Raw genomic sequence first — 12784 nt, 5'->3', positions numbered from 1 at the left:
GCTACGAAGCAATAGTTGCTGCGAAGCCCTACCTGCTTGAGCCTACTTAGGGCGTAGTAGAACTAATACTTCGCATATCTAACCCTACGGGTTCTCCCTATAAAAAACAAATCCTCAACTTATATTTAGCAGCGCAATTGCGCCGCTTACGGTTGAGGATTTGCTTAATTATTAAAACTTATTTAATAGTGTTATTCCTGGCCTTCGGAACTCTGCTGATGCTCTCTTTTCCAAAGCATCTTCTCTTTTTCATCTACGGTACCGTCATCATTTATATCCATTTGTTTCTGTTTAAAAAGTGCCTTTTCTTTATCGTCTACGGTGCCATCATTGTTTAGGTCTGCCTTCTTTTTCCAGCCCGGAGGAAGCGGATGCTTATCTTTCCACATAGCCATTTCTTTTTCATCAACAGTGCCATCATTGTTTAAGTCGGCTTTCTTTTTCCAGTCTTGATTATGCTTATCTTTCCACTGTGAACGCTCTTTTTGATCCACGACGCCATCCTGGTTCAGATCTGCCTTTTTTTCCCAGTCTTTATTAACGAAATAATCGTCTTTTTTCTTTTCAATAAGTGCTTCTTTTTTGGTAACGAGGCCGTCCTGATTACGGTCAGCGTGCTTAGCTTTAGGAGAATTGACCTTAGTTACTACTGGAGACTTTGCCTTTTGAGCAAATGTTAATGAAGGAATACAAATAAACAACCCACCCAAGAAACATACAACAATCAGCTTAGCCATCTTTTACCCTCCCTTTTTTTAGAAACGCACTGCATCCCTTATAGATTATAATTTCAGTATTATTAAAGTCAAGCGAATTCTCATTTCTGAGCAGCGTTCAAGAAAACGCTTTCCCGAAAACCGCGTTTTGGTATTGAAATCAAACAAAATATATGGCAAATATAATATAAAAGCGTTTACTTACAAGGAGGGATGAGATAGCGAAAGCTATCAAGGCCTATCACCTACAGAAAAACCCCGTAAAATCGGGGTTTTTTTGTTGTACGGAGGTACAACACCGGCTTGTCATATAAAGCCGGGTGTTAGAAGCAGCGGCGCAATACACCTTACCCAATATGATGGGTAAGTGTGCACTTTCTGTCCTACTGGCGCATCCGCCTAAGAAAGAGGCGTACTTGGCAATCATTTATGCCAAGGTGCAATAGCATCAGGTGTAGCGCAGAGGCGCACACTGGCGCTTCCGATAGCGCCAGGTGTTGCAAAAAAAGCGAAATACAATAATTATTGGGAATTTAAACCTTCTGGATTATCTTTACGGTAGTGTGCTGGCCATCCTGCCATGGCCAAAGCATGGCAAAAATAGCATCTTTACCATCAGTATTGTAATACAGGGTTTGGCCTGACATTATGCCACCAAAACTATCAATTGTCTGCCTTACCTGCATTGATAGCTTCTCTTTTGATGGCCATGCCGGAGAGCCAAATGTTTTTTCAAGGCGGGTCCTGAGTTTCTCAAGCTCTTCTTTAAGGATAACTGCTTCAAAGTAATTATCGCAATCAGTCCTAAGCGTATCAAAATCAACGCCCTCTAATTCTTTTCTTATTTCATTAAACTCCATAGTAGTATAATAGCACTTTATAATAACTATTTCAATAAGCAGTTATATATATAAAATGTTTTGGAATTTAAATCGGCTTCCCCTACAGTAACAGTCTTAATGTGTTCTATACTAACAAAAAATTTATCTGTCAAACTTTGATTTTCTCCGATATCCCTATCAGTCACGAAAATAGCGCTCTTTTTTCCGGTTGGCTTACTCCAAAGCCCGAAATTAAAAGAATGGCTATTTTTAGAATTACTGACATAAAAAACATCTCTATCCTTGAGATAAAAAGCTAATTCGCTTAGAATAGCGTAATTATCGCTTACTAATACTGGGTCTGCTCCAAAAAGACTTTGTTTTATTTCTCCCACTTCATTAGAAAGCTCTCTCCAGCCGTAAAAATCTTTAAAAATATCGCTTAACCCGGCTTTCCCGGCGAAAGAAAAATTTATCATACTTATGCTAAGAATTGCCGAAAAAATAATCCCGCAGGCTAAGATTAAAATAAATATAAGCCTGAAAACTCTTACTGATATCAGGGCTTTGGATTTCAAAAGATCGATCTTTGAAGAAGCTAAAACTATTGCCGGAAGATAAGCCTGCGCTAACCAATCAGCATCCAAAGCATTCATTCTGATTAAAGATAATCCCGATAGCATACTAAAATTCAGATAAAAAAACTGCTTCATGATATATTCGCCTGGACTACTATAATCAGATTTTTTCGGCATTGCTGTTAATAACACCCATAAAAAAAGCATAAAGATCCCGGGAGATAAAACAAGTATCTGTAATAGCGTAAAATCACTCAAACTCCGCAATATTGAAATAAATTGATGCCCCGGATAGATACGCTTACAAATCCACAAAATGGTTTGGCTATGCTTAATAATCCATAATATGTTAGGTGTTATTACAAAAAATAATCCAAGTAAGGAAAGATAGATATTTTTTCTAAAAGCTCTATAGCGGCTGTTAAAAAACAGGATCATTAATAAAGAGGCAATAGTCAAAATAATACTGTAGTGGATCATGGCCCCCAAGCCCATACAAATGCCGAGTAAGACCCACCACATCGCTTTATTCTGGCTTGATGCTTTAAAAAAGGCAAACATTGTTGCCAGTATGAAAAACACAAGTATTGACTCTGGGACAGTAATAAGTGATTGGAGCCAAAAACCGGGGATAAAATTAAAAATCAATAACGAATATACTCCTACCTGAGGCCTGCCGGAAAACTCTTTGCCTGCCAAATAAATCATAATTGAAGAAAATGTAAAAAATAATTGAGATATGACCCTTATTGAGAATTGAGTATCGCCGAATAATTTTAGGAAGGCTTTGATTATCCAGGCCAGTAACGGCGGATTATCGTAATATCCTAAAGTCAGGCCTTTCTGCGCCTTAAGCCACCAATAAGCCTCGTCGTAATGCAGCTGCGATAAACCTGTTAAGTAAATTCTTAAAAAAAATAGTAAACCTAAGATTAAAATGAGATAGCGGCGGGAATAAATAAGATTATTAAAAAACATATCGCGAGGTTACATAATCAAATCAATATTTTTCTTTTCGGTTTGTCCTTCTTATTGCCTTAACCATACGCGCATGGGCCTCTTGCGGAGTCCTGCCTTCGGTAAGATGATCGCAGCAAATAGCGGCATACCCTTTACGGTTTTTAATCCTGAAAATACTCACCTTCAAATGGCCTACTTTATATTCCATATCACTCCTTCCTGTTTCGATACGGGCTATTGAGTTGCTCTTCTGGCGCACATTATTTCCGGGTTTAACTTTCCGTTACCAAGATCAAAAAGCTGTACAAAATAAAGCCATTTGCCATCGGCTGTAAGCGTGGGTTCCCCTACTGCGGTCGCGCCCTCGACTACAACTTCAGGCGTCAACCATATCCCGTCTTTCAATGTAGATCTGTATATCTTCATCTTGCCTTCCCTATCCGAGCTGAAATAAAGCTTATCGCCGAATAAAAAAGGCTGCATATCATTAGCATCGCTGTTAATGGGCTTCGGTAATATTGCCGGCTGAGTCCACTGCCCATCTACCTTCTTGGAATAAAATATATTATTCCTGCCGAATTGTGCCGGCCTGTCAGACCAGAAAAAAAGCTCGGTATCTTCCGGGTTAACATAAGGATCGTCTTCTTTATATGGCGAGCTCAAGACGTCAATTTTTTGGGGAGCCCGCCAGACGCCGCCTACTCTATCTGCAAAATAAATCTCGGTTTTTAGGGCGCTATCTTTTTCAATCATAAAATATGCCCTATCTTCATTTGAAAATACGATCCCGCCTATCGGATAACTCTTGCTAAGAGGATGCGGTCTGGCTTTTCCCCAGTCGCCTGAGGGGTCTTTTTGCGAATAGAACAAATCTGCCCTTGGGAATTGTCCGCAAGCAGGGCTACATTCATTAGCCTCGTCCCTGTTAGGCCCTATAACGACCATTTTCGGTAATTTAGTAAGGTCTATGTTTATATAGGCAAAATATAACTCTTGCCCGTCGCTGGAAATGTAAGGGCCGTCCTCCCATCCTGAGGTATTTACGGAGCTAGCCCTGACAGGCCGGGCCCAATCGCTGGATACAACAGCAACGCCGGCATCATCTGCGATATTATTTTCTAAAATCATCGTTTCTTGCTGTTGATTTCCAAATGCAGTATTGGAAGATAGCTCGTTTAATATTTCTGCACAACCACAAAGAGCTAATGATGCTACAATCAATAATATATATTTAGCCAACTTCATAGAATACCCCTTTTCTTTTTAATCGATCTATGTAACTTTTTAAAAAATCCAGGCTGTATTATTTTTTCTTTCTCTTAGGCTTTCCTGCGGAACAAAGATACTTTACAAACGGTGATAACCTGCCTTTCTCATAAGGAAAATCTTTACAGTCCTGAGGCTTAAGCCCATAATCTATCATATGGATCGAACACAGGCCTTCCGGAGTCAAAAAAACACAGGGAGAATCACCAACGCTAGTGCTGGTTGCGTAACCGGAAGGAAAATCGTCATCTTTAATCAAATGGAAAAAATCCCCGCCCTTAATCCCTAACTCAAGTATTTTCTTCGCTTCCTCCAGGTCTAACCATGCTCCGGTTAAACAACACTCCTTCTGATCCTTGCATTTATTACAATCAATCTTTGTTCTTCTTGCCATCAAAATCCCCTTTTTAATATTTTATCTTGAAATCTTTGTTATTTCGTATTTAAGCACACCTGCCGGAACTTTTATCTCTACGATATCCTTAACCTTGTGATTGAGCAACGCAGCACCTACTGGCGAAGTTGTTGAAATCTTGCCTTCGTCATAATTAGCCTCTTCTTCGGAAACAAGCATATATTCAATGATTTCACCGGTCTTTTGGTCTTTTAATTCAACTTTCGCCCCGATAAGGACTTCATCGGTGGACATTTTTTCATTATCTATTATCTGCGCATTGGCGAGCTTATCTTCCAGTTCCGTTATCCGTTTTTCGTTAAGGCTCTGCGCTTCCTTGGCAGCGTCATACTCGGCGTTTTCTGAGATGTCGCCATGAGCCCTGGCCTCGCCTACCGCCCTGGATAACTCCCTACGCTTGACATTCTTAAGATACTCTAATTCTTCAACTAATTTTTCAAACCCTGCTCTTGTCAAATATATGCTGCCCATTTGTTCTCCTGTGTAAGATTGTTTATTAAGTTAGGATATTTAAAAGATTGAGGCCGGTCTTTTGGTCAATTTCTTTTGTAGCCTTTACGCCTTTAAGTTCAAAAACAACTGCTTCTATGACAAGGAATACTTCTGATTTTCCGCGGATGCATCCGGTAAGGACCTTATTTTTCTTGCCCATACTGCCGTGAATATGTATCTGCGGGCCTGATTTATTTGTAAAAATCGTACCCATACCCATAACCTCCCAACCATTTCTGAAGTTGACTTTATTTGGCCGAGGAGGAATAACCGGCAATTTCGGGCCGGTTACTAATTCACCCTTTTTTAAGGCCCCTATAAATACAAGGCCGGCTGTTTTAATCTTTTCTTTCCTGGCAAGGCGAATCAGCTCATCAATTAATATATCGCCATCATTAAATTTCAACAGGAAAACCCTGTTTATTGTCCCTTTAGTATATTGCACAATAGCCTCATGATTTTATTTTACAGTATATTATAGCTCAAGGCGTAAAAGGAACAATAGAAATATTAGTTCACTGTTCACGGTTCACTGTTCACAGTCGATCTAATATAAATTTTAACAAACAACTAACCACCAGTAATGAATTGATCCTTTTTATTACCTATAAGTCACAAGGCTACTTTTGCATCCACTGTGAACTATGCACTGTGAACTATGAGCTAACCCTGCTTTTACCTACTTAATTATTATGCTCTATGGAAGCTATATATTGGGATATGCTGCAGCGTTTTTCCGGGTCTATGTTTTTAAACCAGATGCCCAGCCTTCTTTCGCTATTATTGAACAAGATATTTGACCGGATCTCTCCTGTTAATTCCAGCGGTTCATTAAAAATAATAACCCCGTTCCTATCCATACGGAAAAGGATAAACATTACTATAAGTTCTGCGTATATAGGTATATTATGCTTAGTGACTATGGATATGCCTTCCTGGCTTAAGTCAAGAGCCTGGGCTTCGATCTCTTCTCCTGCAGGCAGAGAGATCATTTGAAAACGAGGGCTAAGCTTAAACCATACGCTTAAGTTAACCTTAAGGCGCTGAAACCTTCTCCTGTCACAATGGCAACACCCCATAAACACCTCTTAAGCTGACGCACGTTACCTATCAAACAAAAACCACGGTTAAGACAGCTATAGTACATCTTCCTACCGTGGCAGAAATGTTTATGAATGAAGTATAACTTACAAAATACATCTTTTCAAGCCAGCCTGGGATTTTCGGCTTCAAAGGCTGGAGTTAACAAAAAACCCGCTTTACGCGGGTAATTTAAAGGGGGCGAAGTCTCTTGAACCCTTTCCGGAAATTCAGGACTTTCTCGCCCCCTTGGGTTAAGGCTCAAACCTCTACCTTACTTTCGCCTGAATTTCCTTCTTCTTACTGGGTACAGTTAGAGTATAACACATGCGCCCGATTTTACAAGGCCCCCTCAAAAAATATTTTGACTAATACTCCAGGACAGCTATAATTAAAGCGGAGGTGACAATGCTAAATACGATAATAAACTTTGGCACTAAAGACTGGTCTTTAGTCCTGGCTGCATTAATAATAATACTCTGCCTCCTTGAGATTGAAAGGCTAAGGGCGCTATTTGAGATAGAGCTTAAAAAACGCCTTGTCCCGCAATTAGGCATGGAGTTAATCACCGACTCTAAAGTAGGCGACAACGGATTTTTTCTGAAAAACGAGAGTTTCCTTATAGCCAGAAACATAAGATTTGATCCTGTCTTCTGGGAGATGTCTGATCTTGGCTTTCCTGTAAAATTAATACTGAAATTCGCAGGCATAGATTTTATCAGGTCCAACGAAAAAGTAAAAATTGACTTTGAAATCCTGGATGAAGATAAGAAGCCGCGGCCAGAGATTACTGATAAAGTATTACCTCATTTGATCAGACCGAGTTTTAAGGTAAGGGTCCATTATTCGAATATCGAGGATATAGCTTTCAATGCGGTATTTGACAAGAAAAGAAATAAATTCCTGCTTGAAAAGATAGAAACCCTGGCACAAGAACCTCACTAAAACAAAAAGCTATTTATTTTCCAGCTTAGCTAACCTTTTTTCTAAATTATCCATCCGGACATTAAGGTGGTCTATCTTCTGCTGCATGCCTCCGGCAGCCTCTTTAAAAAAGGGGAAATTTTTATAAACTGCGTTTCTTGCCGCCCGGTTCTCTATTCTTATTACCAGCCAGATAACAAAAAGAATTAGAAGTATATCCAGAATCGTAAAGTTACCGTCTTTCAAAGCTGCTCCCGCAAACATATACTCGATCATAAAATCCCCCCTTTTTATATAACAGCTACTGCATTTTGTTATTTGAGGAGTTGTTAAGGACAAGCTGATCCAGGCTCCAAGGAATATCTTGAGAGAGTGATAAGCATATAGCAGCGCCTAATAAGCCGATATCCCTGGCCTCCTGAAAATTGAGAAGAATAAGAATCCCTATTAACTCTATTGCTGCCAATGCCGCAATCAAGCGGGTTTTCAGGCCTAATATCAATAATGTCCCCGTTGCCACTTCCATGAATCCTATTATGTTCACAGAAACAGAAACCGGAATCGGCAATCTTTGGAAAAATTCCATTGTCTCGATCGACCGTGCCCAAAAATCGTGCTGGAATTTGCCTATGCCAAAAATAATAAACACTGATCCGAGGCTGACTCGCAGGAGGAATAAGCCGAGATTTTTTAAAATCATTTAACCTTTATCCCCTCTTCCTTCTTGCCCATAATGCTGCAATAACCTTCGACGGAAATAGTATCCCCCTCTTTTACGTCCGGGATCAAATAGGTGACGATTCTGTAGTCAGCGTTGTCCTGCCTGGATAACTTATGCTCCAGAATCTCCTTGCCATTTACAGCGACATCTACTTTACTCACATAGTGCCTATCCGGGTCTTCTACGGGATGGGTGATCTTTGCGGTAAGTATACTTGTAGATTTATCGTATGATATTTCAATCCGTGTCGGTGGATGAGCGAAAACCGAAGAGGCAAAAAATAATACTAATAAAATTACAAATAATATTTTCTTCATCACTGCCTCCTATCTTAACTGGTTCTTTGCGGCAGAACCATATCCTGCGCCTTAAGGTATATTTTCTTAAACTCAGGCGCCAATATAAACCCCCAGATCATTGCACCCAAAAAAGAAATTACCAGATTACCCCTTATACTTATTACTGCAGGCATGAGGACAAAAAGCCCTATCATCATAGGATATACCGTCTTCCAGTTCATCTTCTGCAGTTCTTTCGAAAATGGCCTTTTTTCAACAGGTGTAGCGTAAAATCTAGCATAATTATCTATATTTCTCCTTAAGCCAAACCTGACCCAGTAACAAAAAGGAAGCATTATATATACCCCGATAATGTAGGAAAAAGTATAAAATTTTGTCCAAAACAGATAGATACCCAAAAGCACTGCTACGATTGAACAAGCATAATGAAAATTGGGGTTGGCAAATTCTGAGACAGGTTTTCTTTCGAAGAACATGAGTACTGCGGTAAAAAATAAACCAAAGAGCACTCCGAATATCAATCCGGAGGTTAAACCTATAATAAACAGTCTGAAAGGGTTGGCATTGTAAGTCAGACTCAAACCAAGTGAAAATAACACGCCAAAGGCAACACCGGTAAAAACAGCAATCATGACAAACAACTTAAGGAATCTTCTCATGCCCACCTCCTTGCCCTAATTATAGCGCTACAAAACAAAAACCCCAAGCATAATATTTATGCCTGGGGTTTTTATAAAAGGCCTCCGCTCAATAATTCTCAGCCAATACTTCGTAAAATGACTGCGGGTGTTTACACGCCGGGCATTCCTTAGGCGGCTCGTTCCCCTCAAAGATATATCCGCAGTTAATACAATGCCATTTTACCGCCGTTTTCTTCTTAAATACTTCTTTATCCTTAATATTATTTATCAGCTTCCTGTACCTTGATTCATGGAATTTTTCGACTTTTGCCACCTGTTCGAACGAACGGGCAACGTCCATGTAACCTTCATCATGGGCTATCTTGGCAAAATCCGAGTAAAGCGTCGTCCATTCCATATTTTCACCGGCTGCCGCTTCTTCAAGATTTGATTTGGTATCTTTAATCATTCCGGCAGGATAAGTCGCAGTTATCTGCACATCCCCGCCTTCTAAGTGTTTAAAAAATACCTTTGCGTGCTCTTTTTCATTCTCGGCAGTTTCTAGAAAGATATCAGCTATTTGCTCATAGCCTTCTTTTCTGGCCGCAGATGCAAAATAAGTATAGCGGTTTCTAGCCTGAGATTCTCCGGCAAAAGCTGCCAATAAGTTTTTTTCGGTTTTACTGCCTTTTATTGACTTACCCATCCCTGCCCTCCTCAATTAATAGCATTTCTTTCTTGCAACAAACTAATGTCCCCCCTCCGACTTTAGTAACAGTAACCTCATTGCCGCATACGCTGCATTTATATTTCTCGCCGACCTTTTTGACTGCCATATTGGCCTCCTCTGTTAGTCACATTTACATTCTACTCATAAAATCAGCCGTGTCTAATAATATTTTTGCTGCATTCGAAAGTGTATCCTGCGCTGGTCTTTAGAATTATAAGCATGGCCTTATTCCGAGAAGCCATTCTTGCCAATTCTTTCTTGATTTAACGATAAGATGCTCCTACAATATAAATTATGAATATACTCTTTATTTATACCAATATAAATGCCTACCATTCAGATTATTATTCTTTCGGGTTAGCATCAATAATAAGTGTGACAAAGGCCTCAGGCCACACCGCAAGGCTGTCTATAGTTAATTCTTTTAACGATTACCGGATGGTTTTAAGGGAAATCGATGAATTTAACCCGCAGGTTATCGGCTTTACTTCTGTTTCCTCTCAATTCATGTTCGTAAATAAGCTTGCTGCCAAGATTAAAGAGAAATATAAAGATACTATAATCGTTTGCGGAGGGACGCACCCGACAATAAACCCGGATTGCCTTTTAGAAAGCAGGGATATTGATGGTATATTCATCGGAGAAGCAGAAAATTCTTTTATTGAATTTTTGCAGAAAATAGAATCCGGAGATGACTTTAAAACTACGGATAATTTTGGATATGTCGAAAATAATAAATTAATAACAAATAAGCTAAAACCGCTTGTTAGTGATATCGCCTCCCTGCCTTACCCGGACAAAACAACATATCCATACGCAAAAGTAATACGTAAGACTTTTTACGCCCCTTTTCTTTTCCTAAGAGGCTGTCCCTGTAACTGTGCTTATTGCAGCAATCATGCTATTGCAAAAAAGTATTCGCTTATGGCATTTTTTCCGCGCTACAGAAACCCCGAGTCAAGCATAAGAGAAATCGAGGAAGCATTTAAATTGTCCCGGATAAAATTCATCCGCATAGTTGACGAAATATTCGGTATAGACGCAAAATGGAGAGAAGAATTCTGTAATAGTTATAAAAAAAGGATCAAAGTAAAATTCCACTGCTTTACAAGGCCCGACATAGTAACGCCGGATTACATAAAGCTTTTAAAAGACTCCGGATGCCATTCAATATCAATCGGCATCGAATCGGGCAATGAACACATCAGGAACTTTATTATGAAGAGAAAAATATCTGATAAGCAAATCATAAACGCATTTGACCTAGCCCATAAATACGGGCTTAAGACCAGCGCAATAAATATGATCGGCCTTCCTCAAGAATCCGAAGAAATGGTCTGGGATACAATAAAGTTGAACCGAAGAGTAAAACCAACGATAAGCGGAGTTAATATATTTTACCCATATAAAGGGACTGAACTTGGGGAGTATTGTTTTAAAAACGGCCTAGTTGATACAGAAGCTTATTCAAAATTTTCGAATGAAAGAAGGGAGAGCATTCTCTTATTCTCTAAAGAATACCGTGATAAGCTTATCTATTATAAGAATAGATGGAGAGCTTTTGTATATCCCGATAATTTGCTATTTGCTTCAGATAGAATAATCAGGGATTCATTTATAGGAAACCAGCTTAGGAAACTCAAACATTCCATACTGCGATGGAGCAAAGTTAGTTCATAGTTGATAGTTCATAGAAAAGCTCACAGTTCACAGAGTACAGAGGACAGACAATCAAGCCTAAGAAATAAATATAACCGTCTCCTTTATTCCTGTTTCTCTAAAATAACCTTTATATGCCTAGGTATCAACGTGCTACAAGCACCGCTCATTTCATCAGAAGCATATCCAATCCAGCCAATAATCGGAATTAATTTCTCAATAAAACACCAACCACTTTCCTTCGATATAATATTAGTTATGACTGTGCCATAACCTTCTTTATCAAATCGCACACTAAAACCTTCTCCATAATGAGTTTTTAGCGGTGCATGGCAGGGTGTTTGGCATTTAAATATAGTCTCTTTTCTTCCCCATGAGCCGCTTAAAATATTAACATTGGCCCCAGAGGGTATCGAGTCTATTCTTATTGTCTGCGGCACCAACCTAGACCCTTTGGCTAAATCGGCGCAACCAGATAAAAATAAAACCAAAAACAGAAGAAAAAATGAATATTTCCTTTTCATGATATTTTATTATACCCCTAGAAACCAAAGACTCCAAGCCCTTTCGAGCCGGCGAGCGAGGATCTTGGAATACTAAATAAAAACGCCTGCCAATCATTTCTGGCTAACGGGCGAATTTAAAGGGGCACCGACCTACGAGATCTTGTATAAGCAAAATCGAGTCCCGAGCTGCCCTAAATTAATTTTGCAGCGAGGGACAGGATATTTATCCCTCGTTTCTAACAAGAGTAAATGGAAACTCGGGATAAAATAATAGCCCCTACAGTCAAAAACTATAGGGGCTATTATTTTAAAGGAGCACCGACCTACTCTCACATATCCTTACGAATACACTACCATCGGCCCTGAGGGTCTTAACTACCGTATTCGGAATGGGAACGGGTGTTTCCCCCTCGGCAAAGGTACTCCAAGATTTTTATATAAAGCAATGAGAAATCGCAGTCCCGAGTCCGCCGTAGCTGGACGAGGGGCAAATTTTCACAATGCTATCATTTAATCCCTCGCATTATACACATTATTAATAAATGCTCGGGATTAAATTTTGCCATCTTAAAACGACAAAATTTAACAACTATTATTCAAGTAAGATAGAAAACTAAACCAAAAGAGACAATTTAAAGGCCAAGCCGATTGGCTGATTAGTACGCATTAGCTTAAATCCTTACGGATCTTACACTTTGCGCCTATCGAGGTCGTAGTCTACGACCTGCCTATAGTGCCTTGCGGCACAGGGATACCTATTCTTGGGGTGGGCTTGGCACTTAGATGCTTTCAGCGCTTATCCCTTCCGGACATAACTACCCAGCCTTTGCCCTTGGCAAGACAACTGGAACATCAGCGGTCCGTTTCTCCTGGTCCTCTCGTACTAAGGAGAACTCCCCTTCAAGTATCCTGACGCCCACATCAGATAGAGACCGAACTGTCTCACGACGTTCTGAACCCAGCTCGCGTACCCTTTTAACCGGCGAACAGCCGGACC

General features: G+C 39.8%; 17 protein-coding genes and 2 rRNA genes. 2 read left to right on the top strand and 17 right to left on the bottom strand.

What is annotated here, in order from left to right:
- Positions 1 to 191 precede the first annotated feature (191 nt).
- The 8 genes from C4533_08305 to C4533_08270 all read right to left on the bottom strand — a co-directional run bounded on the left by C4533_08305 (position 192) and on the right by C4533_08270 (position 6327).
- Entirely contained in the window at positions 192 to 737 is a 546-nt protein-coding gene (locus C4533_08305; protein ID RJP27199.1) for a hypothetical protein, read from the bottom strand.
- 512 nt (positions 738 to 1249) lie between these two features.
- Positions 1250 to 1576 (bottom strand): hypothetical protein, encoded by a 327-nt coding sequence (locus C4533_08300; protein RJP27198.1) that lies wholly within the window; start codon positions 1574 to 1576, stop codon positions 1250 to 1252.
- Positions 1577 to 1602: 26 nt separating this feature from the next.
- Entirely contained in the window at positions 1603 to 3093 is a 1491-nt protein-coding gene (locus tag C4533_08295; protein ID RJP27197.1) for a phospholipid carrier-dependent glycosyltransferase, read from the bottom strand.
- 216 nt (positions 3094 to 3309) lie between these two features.
- Complete coding sequence (locus C4533_08290; protein ID RJP27196.1) at positions 3310 to 4320, bottom strand: hypothetical protein; 1011 nt, start codon at positions 4318 to 4320, stop codon at positions 3310 to 3312.
- 58 nt (positions 4321 to 4378) lie between these two features.
- Positions 4379 to 4735, bottom strand: coding sequence for a hypothetical protein (locus tag C4533_08285; protein RJP27195.1), 357 nt, complete (start codon positions 4733 to 4735; stop codon positions 4379 to 4381).
- Positions 4736 to 4756: 21 nt separating this feature from the next.
- On the bottom strand, positions 4757 to 5227 hold the full coding sequence (gene greA, locus C4533_08280; protein RJP27194.1) for a transcription elongation factor GreA: 471 nt from the start codon (positions 5225 to 5227) through the stop codon (positions 4757 to 4759).
- A 25-nt stretch (positions 5228 to 5252) separates the two neighbouring features.
- Positions 5253 to 5696: a DUF296 domain-containing protein gene (locus tag C4533_08275; protein ID RJP27193.1), complete on the bottom strand. Its 444-nt coding sequence runs from the start codon at positions 5694 to 5696 to the stop codon at positions 5253 to 5255.
- A gap of 235 nt (positions 5697 to 5931) precedes the next feature.
- Positions 5932 to 6327, bottom strand: coding sequence for a PilZ domain-containing protein (locus tag C4533_08270; GenBank protein ID RJP27192.1), 396 nt, complete (start codon positions 6325 to 6327; stop codon positions 5932 to 5934).
- A 409-nt stretch (positions 6328 to 6736) separates the two neighbouring features.
- On the opposite strand from C4533_08270, the gene C4533_08265 reads away from it, so the two are divergent.
- Positions 6737 to 7273 (top strand): hypothetical protein, encoded by a 537-nt coding sequence (locus C4533_08265; protein RJP27191.1) that lies wholly within the window; start codon positions 6737 to 6739, stop codon positions 7271 to 7273.
- Positions 7274 to 7282: 9 nt separating this feature from the next.
- Here C4533_08265 and C4533_08260 read toward each other — a convergent pair whose 3' ends face one another.
- The 6 genes from C4533_08260 to C4533_08235 form a co-directional block, all read right to left on the bottom strand.
- The gene (locus C4533_08260; GenBank protein RJP27190.1) at positions 7283 to 7528 is read right to left on the bottom strand and encodes a hypothetical protein; all 246 of its coding nucleotides are present in this window, start codon (positions 7526 to 7528) and stop codon (positions 7283 to 7285) included.
- 25 nt (positions 7529 to 7553) lie between these two features.
- On the bottom strand, positions 7554 to 7952 hold the full coding sequence (locus C4533_08255) for a DoxX family protein (protein RJP27189.1): 399 nt from the start codon (positions 7950 to 7952) through the stop codon (positions 7554 to 7556).
- A complete protein-coding gene (locus C4533_08250; GenBank protein ID RJP27188.1) occupies positions 7949 to 8290 on the bottom strand; it encodes a hypothetical protein in 342 nt (113 codons plus the stop codon). The genes C4533_08255 and C4533_08250 overlap by 4 nt, the downstream gene beginning before the upstream one ends.
- A gap of 14 nt (positions 8291 to 8304) precedes the next feature.
- Positions 8305 to 8931, bottom strand: a complete 627-nt coding sequence (locus tag C4533_08245; protein RJP27187.1) for a hypothetical protein — start codon at positions 8929 to 8931, stop codon at positions 8305 to 8307.
- Positions 8932 to 9019: 88 nt separating this feature from the next.
- Complete coding sequence (locus C4533_08240) at positions 9020 to 9598, bottom strand: rubrerythrin family protein (protein ID RJP27186.1); 579 nt, start codon at positions 9596 to 9598, stop codon at positions 9020 to 9022.
- A complete protein-coding gene (locus C4533_08235) occupies positions 9591 to 9728 on the bottom strand; it encodes a desulfoferrodoxin FeS4 iron-binding domain-containing protein (GenBank protein ID RJP27185.1) in 138 nt (45 codons plus the stop codon). The genes C4533_08240 and C4533_08235 overlap by 8 nt, the downstream gene beginning before the upstream one ends.
- 188 nt (positions 9729 to 9916) lie before the next feature.
- On the opposite strand from C4533_08235, the gene C4533_08230 reads away from it, so the two are divergent.
- Positions 9917 to 11302, top strand: coding sequence for a radical SAM protein (locus C4533_08230; protein ID RJP27184.1), 1386 nt, complete (start codon positions 9917 to 9919; stop codon positions 11300 to 11302).
- Between the two features lie 83 nt (positions 11303 to 11385).
- Here C4533_08230 and C4533_08225 read toward each other — a convergent pair whose 3' ends face one another.
- The 3 genes from C4533_08225 to C4533_08215 all read right to left on the bottom strand — a co-directional run.
- The gene (locus C4533_08225; GenBank protein ID RJP27183.1) at positions 11386 to 11805 is read right to left on the bottom strand and encodes a hypothetical protein; all 420 of its coding nucleotides are present in this window, start codon (positions 11803 to 11805) and stop codon (positions 11386 to 11388) included.
- 292 nt (positions 11806 to 12097) lie between these two features.
- Positions 12098 to 12214: ribosomal RNA gene (gene rrf / locus C4533_08220) — 5S ribosomal RNA — on the bottom strand.
- Positions 12215 to 12423: 209 nt separating this feature from the next.
- Positions 12424 to 12784: ribosomal RNA gene (locus C4533_08215) — 23S ribosomal RNA — on the bottom strand; the annotation flags it as partial.

The sequence above is a fragment of the Candidatus Omnitrophota bacterium genome, from assembly GCA_003598025.1.
In the GTDB taxonomy this organism is placed as follows: Bacteria; Omnitrophota; Gorgyraeia; order Gygaellales; family Profunditerraquicolaceae; genus Profunditerraquicola.
This window is presented reverse-complemented; position numbering and strand designations above follow the sequence as displayed.